Below are 15,937 nucleotides of genomic sequence, written 5' to 3' on the forward strand. Positions count from 1 at the left end.
TCACGTGCGGGGATGACCTGAGCCAACCTTGACGGAAAACAACCCTAAATTCAATCCCTCATTGAGGAATGAATATTGGTCGACTCCCGGACGACCAGCTTGGGCACGACGAGGTGCTGCTGGAGGGGCGAGTCAGGCTCGGCCAGCCGCCGCATCAGCGTCTGTACGGCCAGCCTGCCGACGGCGTGCTTGGCCGGGGAGACCGCGGTGAGCGGCACCTCGGCCAGGTCGGCGACCTCGTCGTCGTAGCCGATCAGCGCCAGGTCCTGCGGTATGCGCAGCCCGCGCCGCCGCGCCGCCGACATCAGCAGCGCGCCCTCCCGGTCGGCGAAGCACACGGCGGCCGTGGCTCCCGCGGCGAGCAGCCGGTCGAGCACGTCCTCGGCGTCGGCCGGGTTCCAGCGGTCGAGCTGCAGGTCGAGGGCGGGTTCCAGGTCCGCGTCCGCCAGTGCGCCGAGCACTCCGCGGCGCACGTGCCCGGCGTGCGGGTTGCCGCGCGCCAGGCAGGCCACGTGGCTGTGGCCGAGCGAGAGCAGGTGCCCGGCGGCCATGTAGCCGCCCGCCGCGTGGTTGCTGCAGACGAACTCGTGCAGGTCGGTGCCGCTGCTCTGGCGCCGCTCCACGAGTACGGCAGGCCGTCCCAGCCCGGCCACGTAGGCGGCCAGATCGGTGCCCGGGGTCAGTTCGGGCACCAGCAGCAACCCCTGCGCGCCCGCCGCGATCAACCCTTCGACGGCCTGTTTCTCCTGCCCGAGGTCGTAGGCGGTGCTGCGCAGCAACATCTGCGCGCCGTGCGCGGCCAGCTCGCTCTCGATCCCGGCGATGATCCGCGGGTAGTAGTAGGTCATCGACGGCACGGTCACGCCGACCACGAGGCCCTGTTCCTTCCCCGGCGCCACGTAGGTGCCCGAGCCCTGGCGCCGGTACACCAGCCCCTCGCTGACCAGCAGGTCCACGGCGCGCCTGACCGTGTTGAGGCTGACCTGCTGCTCTGCGGCGAGCTGCTGCTCGGTCGGCAGCCGCCCTTCAGGCCAGCGGACCTCGGCGATGCCGCGGCGCAGCTCGTCGGCGAGCACACGGAACTTCACATGGTCTCCAGAAATTCATTCCTAAGAATCCGTTGACTCTAGCGGATGAATAGTCGCAGAATCTGCGACAACGTTCCTCAATCAACGGTGGTAATCAGATGAAAACCTCCAAGGCCGCTCTTGCCCTCGCCGCCGTGGTGCTGAGCGCAGCGGCGTGCGGTGGCACGGACAGCGGCGGCTCGGCGTCCAAGGAGTTCACCTTCTGGTCGATGCACAAGCAGGACGAGCCGCGAGCCAAGATCGTCCAGGCGGCCGCGGCGGAGTTCACCAAGGCCACCGGCATCAAGGTGAACATCGTCTTCCAGGGCAGGGAGAACATCAAGAAGCTCCAGCCCACGCTCGTCAGCGGCAACGTGCCCGCCGACCTGGTCGACAACGGGCAGAGCAACATCCTCAACCTCATGCAGGTCACCGGCCAGGCCAAGGACCTGTCCGCGGTCTACCAGCAGAAGGCGGGCACCGAGGGCGGCACGGTCGGTGACGCCGTACCCGATGGCTACGAGAAGCTCATCACCGACAAGGGCGCCAAGTACATGGTGCCGACCACGCTGCACACCTGGCAGGTCTGGTACGACGGCGCCCGGCTGCCCGAGGTCGCGGCCAAGCCGCCGCAGACGTTCGACGAGCTGATCGCGGCGCTCGACGCGAGCAAGGCGGTCGGCCGTCCCGCGATCGCGGTGGACGGCGACATCCTCGGCTACGTCGCCCAGTGGGTGAGCCACTCGATGATGCGGGAACTCGGGCCCGGCGGCTTCGCCAAGGTGCTGACGGACAAGAGCGGCGCCGGGTTCGACAACCCGGGCGTGCTCAAGGCGGCGCAGAACATCGAGCGCATCGCCAAGGGCAAGTACATGATCGACGGCTGGGACACCAGCAAGTTCCCCGCCATCCAGCAGAAGTGGGCGCAGGGGCAGGCCGACTTCCTGTTCCTCGGCTCCTACGGGCCCGGCGAGACGGCCGAGGTGGCCGGGCCGAAGTTCGCGTACCGCTCCTTCCCGTTCCCGAAGACCGCGGCGGGCTTCGCCTCCAACGAGGTCAACCTGTTCGGCTTCGCCGTACCGGCAAAAGCGAAGAACGCGGAGAACGCCGAGAAGTTCATCGCCTTCTTCATGGACAAGAAGTGGCTCGGGCAGATTCCCGGCGCCGAGAAGGTGCTGACGGTGCGCACGGACACCGACACCCCGCCGCAGCTCGCCGACGTCAAGAAGGTGCTGGACGCGGGCGGCGACGTGCACCTGCAGCTCGACGGCGTCTCGACCATGGCCGACTGGAAGACCAAGATCTACGACCCGATGTGCAAGGACCTGTTCGGCGGCAAGATCTCGGCGGCCGACTTCGTGGCGCAGCTCAAGACCAAGACCGTCGACTGGTGGAAGGTCAACGCCTGATGACCTCGGCCACGGTGGCGGTCCCGGCCGCCACCGCCCAGGCTCAGGGCCAGGGCGGCACCCCGCTCGCGCGGGCGCGCAGGCGGCTCTACCTGCCGTTCGTGGTGCCCGCGCTGGCGATCTACCTGCTGGTGTTCATCGCGCCGAGCGCCTTCACCGTGGTGCTCAGCTTCGCCAAGTGGGCGGGCGGCGGGCCGATCGAGTGGGTGGGCTTCGCGAACTACCGGCGGCTCTGGTACGACGAGGTCTTCCACTCCTCGCTGTTCAACACCCTGTTCATCCTCGTCGGGGTGGGCGCGCTGACGTTCCTGTTCAGCTTCGGGCTGACCGTGGTGCTGCGGGAGATGTCGGGGCGGAAGTTCGTCCGCGCGGTCATCTTCTTCCCCAACGCGGTCTCGGCGCTGGCCATCTCGATCCTGTGGGGCTTCCTGTTCCAGGCGGACGGGCTGGTCAACGCGGCGCTGCGGGCGCTGGGCGTGGACGCCGTGCCCAGGTGGCTGGCGGAGGAGAACCTCTTCTACGTCATCTGCATCGGCCTGGTCTGGGTCAACACCGGGTTCTACACCACGATCCTGATGGCGGCCGTGGACCGGATCCCGGTCTACCTCTACGAGGCGGCCGACCTCGAAGGCGCGTCGGCCTGGCACAAGTTCCGGCACATCACGCTGCCGCTGATGTGGGACGCGGTCGCGGTCAGCGCCACCCTGTGGGCGATCACCGCCATCAAGATCTTCGAGTTCATCTACGTCTTCGCCGGTGCGGCGGGCAGCGTGCCGACGACCAAGTCCTGGACGCTCTCCCTCTACTCCTACGCGGAGGCGTTCCAGCCCACCGGCGAGGCCCGCTACGGCGCCTCAGCCGCGGCCACGATGGTCACGCTGGTCCTGATCGTGGTGCTGACGCTGCTGACCCGCCGGGTCACCCGCCGAGACACCCTGGAGTACTGATGCGCCAGCTGAAATACGTGCCTGTCTGGCTGATCGTCGCCTTCGACGTGGCGGTGCTGGCGTGGATGGTCCTGTCGTCGTTCAAGAGCGCCAGGGAGATCTTCGCCAGCCCGTTCGGCCTCCCGGCGACCTGGCAGCTCGACAACTGGGTGCGCGCCTGGGAGGTCAGCGAGTTCGGCCCGGCCATCCTGCGCACGGTCGTCGTGGTGGCGGCGACCGCGGCGGGCACGGTGCTGATCGCCGCTCCTGCCGCCTACGCGCTCAGCCGCTTCAAGACCCGCACGTCTGGGCCGCTCACCGCGATGTTCGCGATGGGCCTCGGCATCCCGATCCAGGCGATCATGCTGCCGCTGTTCGTGGCGATGTCGCAGCTCGGGCTGGTCAACAGCATCGGCGGTCTGATCGTCGTCTACATCGCCACGTCGATCCCGTTCGCCGTCTTCTTCCTGACCGCGTTCTTCCGCAGCCTGCCCGGCGACCTGGAGGAGGCGGCCGCGATCGACGGCGCCACACCGTTCAGGACGTTCTGGCAGATCATGCTGCCGCTGGCCCGCTCCGGCCTGGTCACGCTGATCATCCTCAACGTGATCGGCCACTGGAGCGAGGGCCTGCTCGCGCTGATCTTCCTCCAGGACCCGACGCAGCAGACGCTCTCGCTCGCGCTGCTCAACTTCATGACCCGCGTGCAGTACTCCGGCGCCGACTGGGGCGGCCTGTTCGCCGCGATCGGCATCGTCATCCTCCCCCTGCTGCTCATCTACATCTGGCTGGGTCGCCGGATCATCGAGGGCATGACCCTCGGCAGCAGCAAATAGACCGAGAGGCCACCCCCCATGCGCGCCGCTCTTGCTCTTGCCCTTGCTCTGGTCAACCCCGGATTCGAGGCCGGTCTCACCGGCTGGGGGACGTGGACCCCCAAGGGCGACGGCACCATCGTGATCAGCTCGGACGCCGCCGAGGGATCGTCCGCCGCCGAGCTCCGCACCGACAGCGCCGACGACCGGGTGGCTGTCACCCAGAAGGTCCAGCTCCCCGAGACGGGCGGTGGCCTGCTCAAGCTGCGCGCCATGGTCCGCTCCCAGTCCCTGACCGGCGGCAGGACGAGCATCAGGGTGCAGGCGCTGGACGCCGCAGGGGTGTCCCTGGGCCTGCAGTACTTCGCCCAGACCACGGGCACGACCGCCTGGCACGAGGTCGCCGGGTACGTCGAGGTCCCGCCGGGCACCGCGACGGTCAGCCTGCAACCGATGATCGACAGCGGGGTCGGCGTCTTCGCCGTCGACGGGCTGAGCGCCGAGTGGGCGGGACAGTTACCCGAGGTGGACGGCTGGCAGCCGGTGCCCGTCGCCGGGACCCCGGCCATGGTCAAGGAGGGCGACGCGCTCAGGATCTCCGGTACGGCGGGCCAGACGGGACGCTTCCGCCAGACGTTCCCGGTCAAGGACCGGCACGTCTACGCGGCGAGGATGCGGGTCAAGCTCGACGCGGTCGCCTGCGGATCCAGCAAGATCGAGATCGCCTACGTGCCGCTCAAGGCGGGCCAGCCGCTCGGCCGCTACGCCTACACCGACGTCGACCAGCAGCGCGACTTCGTGCCCGTCGCGCACAACGTCCCCGTCCCCACCGGCGCGGACGCGATGCGGGTGGAGATCACCTTCACCGGGCCGGGCACCGCGTGGGTCGAGCCGGGCGCGCTCACCGAACTGCCCGTCGACGTGCCGGTCAGCGACTCGGCGAGGCAGTCGCACCCGCTGAAGAACCCCGAGAACATGATGGGCGGCAGCGACTGGCACTCGGTGGCCGATGAGAGCGACCAGACCAAGCGCGACAAACTAGGCACCCTGCTAAACGTTGATATTTCCGAGTTTGTCGCTCAAGCGCAGGCCGCCAGCGCCAGCCGTACCGGACTCGACGTCCATCCCGAGTTCGAGACGCACCTGCGCCGCCTGGCCGAGCTGGGTGAGAAGCGGCGCGCGGTGCTCGGCCTGGTCGAGTTCGCCCGGGGCTATGACAGCGTGCCGTACACCCACCCGTCCTGGTCCAAGAACACCATTCCCTACCAGGCCGTGCGCGCCTACGACGTCGTCTACGACGCCCCGGACTGGACACCGGAGACGCGGGCGCTGGTGGAGAGCTGGCTGCGGCGCAGCGTCGTCAGCTTCGTCAACCTCGCGGACAAGCCGACCGGCCAGCACAACATCGAGGTGTACGGCTTCCGCTACGGCTTCGCCGTGGCCGCGATCCTCGGCAACAAGGACCTGGTCGGCCACATCAAGCCGATGACCGAGCGCATGTTCTCCGGCCAGCAGTTCTTCGCCGACGGCACCTGGGAGGAGGCCACCACGTCCTACCACGACCAGGTCATGACGTTCGGCGGTGGCGCCTACACGCTGCTCCGCGAGAACCTCCCCGAGGCCGCGCTGCCCCTGCCGCAGATCTTCGCCAAGGCCGGGTTCCTCGACGAGACGCTCCGCTTCCCCGACGGCGTGCCGGTCGCGATCAACGACACGCACTTCCCCAAGGCCGACGACATGACGCCGGACGACCCGATCACCAACCTCGGGAACACCGAGCTGTACGGCTACGGCCACTACGCGCTGACCGCGGGCGACACCACCGATGCGACGCAGGCGAGCCTGACGCTGCCGCCGACCTCGGAGGGCCTGCCGTACAAGGCGGGGCACGGGCACGGCAGCCACCTCGGCATGATCCTCTGGGGGTCCGGCATGGAGGTGCTGCCCGACCAGGGCTACCCGGTCAGCGTGCCGAACAACCGCTACTGGCACATGGACACCCCCGCGCACAACGTGCCGTGGATCTGGTCGCGCAAGGCGGCCTACTCCTGCTCCGACGCGCTGCCCACCCGCGCCTCCGTGCTCGCCTACGACGACGGCGGCACGTCGGGCAAGGCCGTCCAGCTCATCGAGGCCTCCGAGCCCGGCCCGGTCGAGGACGGCGCGATCGTGAAGCGGCGGCTGCTCGCCGTGATCCAGTCTCCCGAGGGCCGGTACGTCGTGGACGTGTCGCGGCTCAAGGGCGGCGACGCGCACCAGTGGTTCCTGCGCGCCTCCGAGGACGAGGACGTCGACCTCGACACGAACCTCTCCCTGACCGCGCACGAGGGGACGGTCAAGAGCTACTACGAGTCGACCGGTAAGACGGACGGCCTGGCCGAGGACCGCGACCTCATGGCGGCGCCCAGGGTGGGGTCGGGGGCGGACGACCTGTCGTTCACGTGGACGGGCAAGCGCACCGGCACCGCCGTACACGCCCATCTGAACGGCGAGCCGTCGGACGAGGTCATCTTCTCGCAGGTCCCCACGCTGCGCAGGACCCAGAACGACGCGAGCAGGAAGAACGACTACCCCAACGGGCACTTCCAGCGCCGCCGCCTGGTCACCCCGTCGGACACCACCACGTACAGCGCCGTCTACGAGACGACTCGTTCCAAGGCCGCACCGAAGCTCACGTCTGTCAGCTTTGACCAGCCCTTCGACCCGATGACCTCGATCACTCGACTCGAGACCGCTCATTACCGCGACGTCATCTACGTGTCCGACTCCACCGAGCCCCGCATGGTGGACGGACTGGAGATGGCCGGGCGCTTCGTCCTGGCTCGCATCGACAAGGCCACCGGAGCCGTCGTCTACGGCTACGTCAACGGCTCATGTCACCTGTACGGCGGCGCCTACCGCATCGCCGGCGAGGAGGTCACGCTGCCCGTGACCGGCAGCCAGACCACCGCGTTGCAGGTCGGCGGGACCATGCCCGCCTGGGCGCGCGGACTGTGGGCGCCGATCCACCTCGGCGACGGCCGCGGCTGGGCGATGCGCGTCACCCAGCCGGGCGCGGGCACGGTCGGCGTGCACGACTGGGTGCCGTTCACCGCCGACGCGTCAGGCGCCACCCAGTCCTTCCATCCTCGTGGCGTGCGGGTGGATGGCCCCGTGTCGATCACCGTGCGTAAGCCTGTCGCGGTCAAGCTCGGCCCGGCCACGCTCAGGGCTGCGGTCGAGTACGGCGCGGCCCACGGGAAGATCGCCGTGAAGGCCGCCCTCCTCGCCCAGTTGACCGCGCTGGAGAGCGTCTGGGAGCGGCCCGTCGCCCGGCGCGCGCTCCTGACGAGCATGGTCACGCAGGTGAAGGCGATGAGCGGAACGCTGGTCGAGCGGGAGTACGCCGCAGCGCTCGTGGCGGCGCTGATGTCCTGTTAAGTCGTACTTTGATCTCTAATACAAGGACGCTAGGGTCTCTCTGACAGGGGTGTCAGGTCGAAGGGGCGCACGATGGCCGAGACGAGGGGCGTGCTGCTGCCCGCCTATGTGGTGGCGGACGAATCGGCTTCGATGACCCCGTACTACCAGGACCTCTCCGCCGGGCTCGCGTCCCTGTGCAACGGATTACGCGCGGAGCCGATGATCGCGGCCAAGGTAAGGCTTGCGATCCTCGGCTTCTCCGACGACGTGCAGCTCCGCCAGGGGCTGAGCGACATGCGCATGGTCGACCGGCTGCCGCAGCTCGCCGTGCGCGGGGCGACGAACTACGGCGCCGCCTTCGCCGACCTGGTGCAGCGCATCCCCTACGACGTGCAGATGCTCAAGAACGACGGCTACAAGGTGCACCGCCCGGTGGTGTTCTTCCTGAGCGACGGCCAGCCCACCGACGGCCAGCACTGGTACGGCCCGCACCGGGCGCTGGTCGACCGCGAGACGCTGCCGGTCGCGCCCAACATCATCGCCTGCGGGGTCGGCTCGGCCCGCGCGGACACGATGCTGCAGGTGGCGACGCGCCAGGAGTTCGCGTTCGTCGCGCTGCCCAGCGCCGACATCGGCCGGGCGATCGCCGAGTTCTTCCACGCGCTGACCGCCAGCCTGGTCGCGTCAGGGCGGGCCATGGCCGACGGCAACCCGACCCTCGTCGTGAACCGGCCGGACCAGTTCCGGCTCGCGGTCGACGTGGTCTGAGGGCACCCACGTGTGGCAACGAGTCGTGGTCGACGTTCCAGGCCCGGAGTTCGAACCGACACCCCCGCGCGTGGCAGGAGGCACCTGCCCGGACACCGAATGCGACGGGTGGTCCACCCCTGAGGTGACGCTGCGCTCGGCCTCCGTGCGGGGCGAGCGGCACCGCTACTACCGCCAGCCCAGGCAGGACACCACCCGCGCCGTGGTCCACGAAGGCACGGGCACGGTGGTGTTCGCCGTGGCCGACGGGCTGTCCAGCGCCACGGCAGCCGCGGTCGGCGCGGCCGAGGCCTGCCAGGCGGCGGTGCGCGCCCTCTACACCCAGCTCGACGCGCGACAGGTCGACCACGAGGCGGTCGTCAGGCAGACGGCGGAGTCCCTGCACAGGCAGGCGGCCGCGATGGCGCCGCAGTCGCGGGCCGACGACCTCCTCGCCACGACCCTCATCGCCGGTACGGCCAGGCCGGGCGCGGACGGCATCGAGATCTCCCTCTTCCGGGTCGGCGACTCCAGCGCCTGGGTGCTCGACTCGGCGCGAGGCACGTTCCACCCGCTGTTCGACGTGAAGACCGACGGAGACGTGGTCGCCACCGCCGTCGCGGCCCTCCCCGCGGTGCCTGAGAAGCTGGAGCAGCGGGCGGGGACGCTGGTGGCGGGGCAGGTCCTGCTGGTGGGGACCGACGGGTTCGGCGACCCGCTCGGCGACGGCGACGGCCAGGTCGGCGCGCTGTTCGCGGAGCACCTGGCGGCGCCGCCGTCCCCGCTGTGGCTGGCCCACCTGCTCGACTTCTCCCGCGAGACGTTCGACGACGACCGGACTCTGCTGGCGCTCTGGCCGCGGAGCGTGAGCCGATGAGCCGGGCGGACCGCACCACGCTCACCCTCGGGCAGCGCCTCGGCCAGGGCGGGCAGGGCACGGTCCACGAGGTGCTCAACCGCAGGATCAACGGGCAGTGGGACGTCGCCTTCAAGGAGTACGACCCCGGTGTCCTGGGCGAGCTCGACGTCGAGGCCCTCACCGCGATGACGGACCTCATCGGGCGGCTGCCCGGGTGGGACGCGGCGTGGTTGTGCGACAAGACGGCCTGGCCGGCCGAGCTCGTGGAGGCTGACGGGGCGGTCACCGGGTTCCTGATGCGGGCCGTGCCGTACCGGTTCTCCTTCGACCTGCGGACCCTGTCGGGGACCGTACGGAAACTGACGACGATGGAGTTCCTGCTCAACGACGACGCTTACGTGGGGCAGATCGGGCTGCAGGTCAGCGACCGGGACCGGCTGCTGGTGCTGGCCGACCTCGCGGACACGCTCGCTCGGCTGCACGCGATGGACATCGTGGTCGGCGACCTGTCGCCCAAGAACCTGCTGTTCACCACCGGGGCGACGCCGGAGTGCTTCCTCATCGACTGCGACGCGATGCGGCTGGGCGGGGTGGAGGCGTTGCCGCAGGTGGAGACGCCTGACTGGCAGATCCCTGGCGACGAGCCGAAGGGGACGCCGCAGAGTGACGCTTACAAGTTCGCGCTGCTGACCGTGCGGGTGTTCGCCCGCGACCAGTCCTCGGTCGAGCTCGGACGGCTGGGGGCGATCAGCCCGGCGCTGGCCGATCTGGCGTCTGCCGGGCTCTACCAGGCGCCGGACCAGCGGCCGGATCCCGGGCAGTGGTCGGCGCGGTTGCGGGAAGCAGCGTCCACAGCCTCTACGGTGCCCGCCACCGCGCCACCGCCCGTCCCTCAGCAGGGACCTCCACCTATCCCTCAGCAGGGACCTCCACCAGGAAGTCCGCCGGGGCTTCCCTCACCGGCTCCCAGCTCAGGGCAGGCGTTGAAGATCGGGCTCGGTGTCGGGGCCGGGCTGCTCGGGCTGGCGTTCATCGTCGCGGGCACGGTGGCCGCCCTGCCCGACTCCTCGCACGTGGCTGCGTCCAGCACGCCGTACACGGAAACACCGACTCCGACGCCGTCGGACACCTCCACCTACGTCACTCCGACGCCTACCGAGACGCCGACCGAAGAGCCCTTCAACGTCTACGACCTCGACGACAAGTCCAGCGACCCGACGCCGATCACCGATGACGCGCTGCTCCCCGACTCCTTCACGACCGCCAAGGGCGTGGAGTACAAGCTCAAGGCGAGCGGGACGAACCGCTGCCCCGGCAACTACCACGACGCCAACGTCCTGTCGGTCCTCCGCAGGGCGAAGTGCAGCAACATGGTCACCGGCGCCTACACCAGCTCGAACTCCACGAAGAACAGCCGGATCATGGTGGCGGTGTGGGTGGTGCCGCTGAAGACCGACGGCAGGGCGGACACCGCGTTCAAGCGCCTCGAAAAGGCGTACGCGGACGACTGGGGCATCCTGTGCCCGCGGAAGGGCCCGGGGGCGAGCATCTGCGACAGGGGCGGCTGGTCGAGCGCGCGGACCATCGGCTGGACCCTGGCCACGCACCGCTACCTGATCAACAGCATGGCGATCTACACGAACCTCACGAGGGACAAGACCGCCGACAAGTGGCTCTCCGACGCCTCGAAGGCAGCAGTGAACGCAGCAGGCCCGAAGGTCTACCACAACCTGGACTGACCCCTCCCCTGACAAACCCCGGCCCCCGGACCCCGGACCCCGGACCCTCGGCCCCCGGACCCCGGACCCTCGGCCCCGGACCCTCGGCCCCCCGACCCCGGGACCCCCAGAACTCCAAAACCCCAGAGAGGGCCCGACCCCTCTCTCCACCCCCTCCTGTGTGAGGGGGATGGCACGAGGGGTCTTCTGTCAGGAGCTCTTGGAGCGCCTGACAGGAGGGGCCTTCTCTGGGGTTCTGGGTTGGTGCTCGGAGGGTCAGTGGCCGTGGCCCACGTTCTCGGCGTTGCTGTCCGCCCTGGCCGGGAGGAGCAGCGCGGTGACGATCACGGCGATCGACAGCACCGCACCGATGATGAACGCCAGCCGCATCCCGCCCACGAGCGCGAGCGTGTCCGAGACCCCCTGCGCCTTCAGCGAGTCGGCCCGCGCACCCATCACAGTGATCACCAGCGCGGTGCCGAAGGCCGCTGCCACCTGCTGCAGCGTGCCCAGGATCGAGCTGCCGTACGAGTAGAGGTGCGGCGGAACCGCGCCGAGCCCCAGCGTGAAGACCGGGGTGAAGGTCGCGGCGAGACCGATCATCAGCAGCGCGTGCAGGGCCAGAAGCTGCCAGTAGGGCATGGTCAGCGAGACCTGCGTGAACCCGGCCAGCGCGAGCGTGATCGCGATCGCGCCCGGGATGACCAGGACGCGCCCGCCGAACTTGTCGAACAGGCGGCCGACGGTCGGGCCGAGCAGACCCATCGCGAGACCACCGGGCATCACGAGGAGGCCGGTCTGCAGCGCGCTGAGCCCGCGGACGTTCTGCAGGTAGAGCGGCAGCAGGATCATCGAGCCGAGCATCGCCATGAAGGCGACCGACATCAGGATCAGCGCGATCGTGTAGGTGCGGAACTTCAGCGTGCGCAGGTCCATCAGCGGCGTGCCGCTCTTCTGCAGCGAGAGCTGGCGGAAGACGAAGACGCCGATGGCGGCCAGACCGGCCACCACGATGCCGGTGGCGAGGCCGAGGTTGTCGCCCTGGAACTTGCTGAGCCCGTAGACCAGGCCACCGAAGCCGAGGGCCGCCAGGATCACGCTGAACCAGTCGATCGTGCTGATCTCGGGCTCGCCGACGTTCTTGAGCTGCTTCATGCCACCCCAGGTGATGAGGGCGGCAATAGGCAGCACCACGGCGAACAGCAGGCGCCACGAGCCGAAGTTGAGGATCACACCGGAGACGGCCGGGCCCATGGCGGGCGCGACCGAGATGGCCAGGGTGACGTTGCCCATCACCCGGCCACGGTCCCGCTCGGGCACGACCTGCATCAGCGTGGTCATCAACAACGGCATCATCACGGCCGTGCCGCACGCCTGGATGATCCGGGCGCCAAGCAGAACACCAAACGTCGGCGCGACGGCGGCCAGCGCCGTGCCGACCAGGAACAGGCCCATCGCCGTGGCGTAGGCGCTGCGGGTGGAGACCCGCTGCAGGAACCATCCGGTGATGGGGATCACCGCCGCCATGGTCAACATGAAGGCGGTCGAAAGCCACTGGGCGGTCTGCTCGGTGATGTGCATCGCGACCATCAACGCGGGGATCGCATTGATCATGATCGTCTCATTGAGGATCACAATGAACGTGGCCAGCACGAGCAGCCGGATCACGGGCGGGGTGCGACCTGCTATGGCGGTCGCGGACTTGGCAGGTGAGTCGAGCTGTTGGCTGGGCACGGTACCTCGATCGGGGTTGTGGGGCAGAAGATGGCCACCGTCGGCGGTCTTATTTGCAGTCGTTGTCATGCCAAGACTGACTGACGCCACCGACAAAACTCATCGCAGCGGTCCACATTGCGGCAAGTTCCACGAAATGTCACCCCGTTTTCACCAGCAGCAGACTCCCCTATCCAGAGTAAACGACCGCCCCAAACACCCCCCAACCAGCCAAAACACCCCCACCCTCTCGGCGGGGACACCCCGCAGGTGGGTCAGAACCCATCCCGTGTGGCGCAAGGGAAAGAGCCCTGAGGAAGCGCCGCCCAGCGGGGCCCCACGGATGTCCGGGGCCCGCGCCCGCGCCGCGCCCTGCACCCGCCCCGCGCCCCGTGCCGCCCCGTGCCGCCCCGCGCCGCGGGGCCCAGCCCGCACAGGGGGCACCGTCCCGCGTGGGGTGGGTCAGGACCATCCCGTGTGGCGTGAGGAAGCGCCGCTTCACCTTGAGAGGTCCAAGACCCCAAGAAAGGGGACCCTCCCATCGCTGGGTCTCTTCGCGAGGGGAGGGATTGTGGGGACGTCGGTGCTCCTAGTCCGGGAGAGTGTCCGTCCACTCGGCGGTGATCGTCACCGGCTTGGTGACGTTGAAAGCCTCCCCACCGTCGGCGGTGACGAAGAAGTTGCTGTCCCGCACCCGTGACGTCGCAGGATCGACCACCAACCGCACCGGCACCCCGTCGACCCCGGGGATCATCAACCCCTCCCCACCGTCGACCGGACCGAGGCTCTCGACCCCCGGATACCCCGCCAACGCCCGGAAAGCCGCCCCCCGCACCTCAGGCGCGGCAGGAAGCTCGGACACCAGCGAGACCAGCCCGCTGAAGACCGCACGCGCCTTCCCCGCCGCGTCCAGCCGCCCGGCGCTCGTCCGCACGTCACCCCGATCCACCCCGTCGGCGATCCACCGCTTCAGCGCCTCAGGCTCGGTCGGCAACTCCCTGAGCTGCTCGAACCCCACCTCCACCCCGCCCAGCCGGAACGGCGCTGGCCTGGCGAGCTCGACCACCTCGCCCCCGGTCTTCTCCCCCCTGAGCCAGGCGCCGCCCTTCCGACCGGTCCAGGTCTCGTAGGCGGAACCGGCTTCCACCTTGACGTACCAGTACGCCCCCGACCCCTCAGGCGTCCGCTCCGCCGTGACGGCGGCGGCTAGCAGGATCTGTCCGCCGCCCAGCCTCACCGCGGCGGACGGCGGGCCGTTCGGCGTGGCGGTCGGCCCCGCCGTACCGGTGACGACCACCACGGCCGCGGCAGCCGCGGCGGCCGCTGTGGTCGCGCTCAGCACCCACGCTGTACGGCGTGGCCGCCGCCGCATGCGCCGCTGGAGCCTGACCAGGCTGCGCTGAGCCACCAGGGGGGACGGCTCCGGCGCGTTCAGGAGCGTGGCGAGGGTCTGCAGATCATCCATGGAGGGCCTCCTGGTCGATGACGTCGTGGAGTTTGGCGCGGGCGCGGCTGAGCCGCGAGCCCACGGTGCCCGGGGAGATGCCGAGCGCCTCGGCCACCTCCTCGTAGCTGAGCTGGCCGAGCGCGACGAGCAGCACCACGTCGCGCTCGCCCGGTGTGAGGGCGGCCATGGCCTTGACGAGGTGCGGCTGCATGCGCTGGGCGGCGACGGAGGTGACGACGCGGTTCTCCGGTCCCTCGGCGTCCGGCTCCGGGGCGACGCGGGACAGCGCCGCGTAGTGGCGGGCCTCCTTACGGCGGTGCCTGGCGATGAGGTTGGTGGCTATGCCGTACAGCCAGGGGCGGAGGGCGCCGCGCTCGGGGTCGAACCTGTCGCGCTGGTCGAAGGCGGTCAGGAAGGTGTCGGCCGCGATGTCCTCGGCCGTCTGGGCGTCCAGCCGTCCTGCGGCGTAGCGGTAGATGTCGCGGAAGTAGCGGTGGTGCACGGCCGTGAACAGCTCCGGCTCCGCCCGCAGGCGGGCGGCGAGCTCGGCGTCGGCCGCCCGTTCACCCACGTCTGTCTCTGTCATGCGGCGGGGTTTCTTCCTGTTGAAGGGCGGTTGTCATCTTTACTTCGCCGAACCCGCCGATCGTCTTCCCTGATACCGTCCGTGATCATGAAATCGTTGCGCATGTTACTCGCGCTCGTGCTCGCGGTATCGGTCCTGAACAGCGGATATCCGGCTGCGGCCGCTCCGGTGAGCGGCGTCAAGGCGCGGCCGAACGACGGTTCGGGTTATTGGCCGGACTTCTCGAACACGGGCTATTCCCACACCCCCGCCAACGCCGGGGGCCTCGGCCTCGGGAGCTATCCGGGAAAGCTCACCGACTACGCCAAGAACATGAGCGCCACCAAGCCGATGCGGCTCACCTTTCCCGACAACAGCGTCATCTCCTTCAAGCGGTTCCTGTCGCTGAAGGTGGCCATCTACGGTGACAACCTCACGTTCGTGGGCTGCCTGTTCGAGGGCACCAACCCCAACGACAACCTCATCCAGATCTACTCCAAGAGCAAGATCAAATTCCTGTACTCGACGTTCAAGCCCAACACTCTCACCAGGCCTCCTGGCAACGACGGCACCGTCTCCTCCGCCCATTCCAAGCCGGGCACGCCCTTCGCCAAGTCGTGGCAGGCGGTCACGACGATGACGGAGTCCGTGGCGGTCATGGACCACAACGACATCTGGGGCAACGCGGGGATGATGATGGTCACGGGCTTCCCCGGACGGCCGTCCACGTGGACGAACAACTACATCCACGACCAGGCCGACACCGCGCACGACGTGTACCACCATGACGGGATCGGGCCGCAGAGCGAGGGGAACGGCGGGCCGATGAAGATCGACCACAACACGCTGGCGTCGCTGGGCAACACGAACGCGCTGGCCCTGCAGGGGGACGGGGTGTACGACCACATCTCGTTCACGAACAACTACGTGTCCGGGTGGGGTTACGCGGTGAGCATCGGCACCAAGAACAACGCCACCAACATCACGGTGACGGGCAACGTCTTCTCGGCCGAGCTCAAGCAGTTGTGGGGTTTCCTCTACGGGAACATCTGGGGCGGGAAGTCCCGCGGCTCCACCTGGCGGCGCAACGTCCTCCAGGTCCGCGCGGGCGACGGGAACACCACGTACTCCCCGGCGGACAACGGCAAGTACCTGTGGCCAACCGGCGCCCCCGCTAAGACCACGGACTACACGGGCTGAGCCGTTCAAGTAAGGGCGAACGGCCCGAAAGATAGGGAAATTTCTGGACGTGGTGTGGGTGCGAAGCCC

At 69.1% G+C, this 15,937-nt stretch carries 12 protein-coding genes; 8 read left to right on the forward strand and 4 right to left on the reverse strand.

Annotated elements, in window-relative coordinates; genetic code table 11:
• Positions 1 to 50: 50 nt before the first annotated feature.
• Positions 51 to 1,088, reverse strand: coding sequence for a substrate-binding domain-containing protein (locus tag ACIBG8_RS46390; protein WP_397349680.1), 1,038 nt, complete (start codon positions 1,086 to 1,088; stop codon positions 51 to 53).
• A gap of 98 nt (positions 1,089 to 1,186) precedes the next feature.
• Between ACIBG8_RS46390 and ACIBG8_RS46395 the strand changes: the two genes are divergently transcribed.
• The 7 genes from ACIBG8_RS46395 to ACIBG8_RS46425 all read left to right on the forward strand — a co-directional run bounded on the left by ACIBG8_RS46395 (position 1,187) and on the right by ACIBG8_RS46425 (position 10,964).
• Positions 1,187 to 2,476: an ABC transporter substrate-binding protein gene (locus tag ACIBG8_RS46395; protein ID WP_397349681.1), complete on the forward strand. Its 1,290-nt coding sequence runs from the start codon at positions 1,187 to 1,189 to the stop codon at positions 2,474 to 2,476.
• The gene (locus ACIBG8_RS46400; protein WP_397349682.1) at positions 2,458 to 3,423 is read left to right on the forward strand and encodes a carbohydrate ABC transporter permease; all 966 of its coding nucleotides are present in this window, start codon (positions 2,458 to 2,460) and stop codon (positions 3,421 to 3,423) included. Before ACIBG8_RS46395 ends, ACIBG8_RS46400 begins: the two co-directional genes overlap by 19 nt.
• Positions 3,423 to 4,238: a carbohydrate ABC transporter permease gene (locus ACIBG8_RS46405; RefSeq protein ID WP_397349683.1), complete on the forward strand. Its 816-nt coding sequence runs from the start codon at positions 3,423 to 3,425 to the stop codon at positions 4,236 to 4,238. Before ACIBG8_RS46400 ends, ACIBG8_RS46405 begins: the two co-directional genes overlap by 1 nt.
• 18 nt (positions 4,239 to 4,256) lie before the next feature.
• Complete coding sequence (locus ACIBG8_RS46410) at positions 4,257 to 7,637, forward strand: hypothetical protein (RefSeq protein WP_397349684.1); 3,381 nt, start codon at positions 4,257 to 4,259, stop codon at positions 7,635 to 7,637.
• Between the two features lie 72 nt (positions 7,638 to 7,709).
• Entirely contained in the window at positions 7,710 to 8,387 is a 678-nt protein-coding gene (locus ACIBG8_RS46415; RefSeq protein WP_397349685.1) for a VWA domain-containing protein, read from the forward strand.
• A 25-nt stretch (positions 8,388 to 8,412) separates the two neighbouring features.
• Positions 8,413 to 9,243, forward strand: coding sequence for a protein phosphatase 2C domain-containing protein (locus tag ACIBG8_RS46420; RefSeq protein ID WP_397349686.1), 831 nt, complete (start codon positions 8,413 to 8,415; stop codon positions 9,241 to 9,243).
• A complete protein-coding gene (locus ACIBG8_RS46425) occupies positions 9,240 to 10,964 on the forward strand; it encodes a hypothetical protein (protein ID WP_397349687.1) in 1,725 nt (574 codons plus the stop codon). The genes ACIBG8_RS46420 and ACIBG8_RS46425 overlap by 4 nt, the downstream gene beginning before the upstream one ends.
• A 255-nt stretch (positions 10,965 to 11,219) precedes the next feature.
• Here ACIBG8_RS46425 and ACIBG8_RS46430 read toward each other — a convergent pair whose 3' ends face one another.
• The 3 genes from ACIBG8_RS46430 to ACIBG8_RS46440 all read right to left on the reverse strand — a co-directional run bounded on the left by ACIBG8_RS46430 (position 11,220) and on the right by ACIBG8_RS46440 (position 14,689).
• A complete protein-coding gene (locus ACIBG8_RS46430) occupies positions 11,220 to 12,677 on the reverse strand; it encodes an MDR family MFS transporter (RefSeq protein WP_397349688.1) in 1,458 nt (485 codons plus the stop codon).
• A gap of 568 nt (positions 12,678 to 13,245) precedes the next feature.
• A complete protein-coding gene (locus ACIBG8_RS46435; RefSeq protein ID WP_397349689.1) occupies positions 13,246 to 14,121 on the reverse strand; it encodes a CU044_5270 family protein in 876 nt (291 codons plus the stop codon).
• On the reverse strand, positions 14,114 to 14,689 hold the full coding sequence (locus ACIBG8_RS46440) for an RNA polymerase sigma factor (RefSeq protein WP_397349690.1): 576 nt from the start codon (positions 14,687 to 14,689) through the stop codon (positions 14,114 to 14,116). Before ACIBG8_RS46440 ends, ACIBG8_RS46435 begins: the two co-directional genes overlap by 8 nt.
• Before the next feature lie 87 nt (positions 14,690 to 14,776).
• On the opposite strand from ACIBG8_RS46440, the gene ACIBG8_RS46445 reads away from it, so the two are divergent.
• A complete protein-coding gene (locus tag ACIBG8_RS46445; protein WP_397349691.1) occupies positions 14,777 to 15,868 on the forward strand; it encodes a hypothetical protein in 1,092 nt (363 codons plus the stop codon).
• The last annotated feature ends 69 nt before the right edge of the window (positions 15,869 to 15,937 follow it).

The sequence above is a fragment of the Nonomuraea sp. NPDC050556 genome, from assembly GCF_044457355.1.
Lineage (GTDB): Bacteria > Actinomycetota > Actinomycetes > Streptosporangiales > Streptosporangiaceae > Nonomuraea.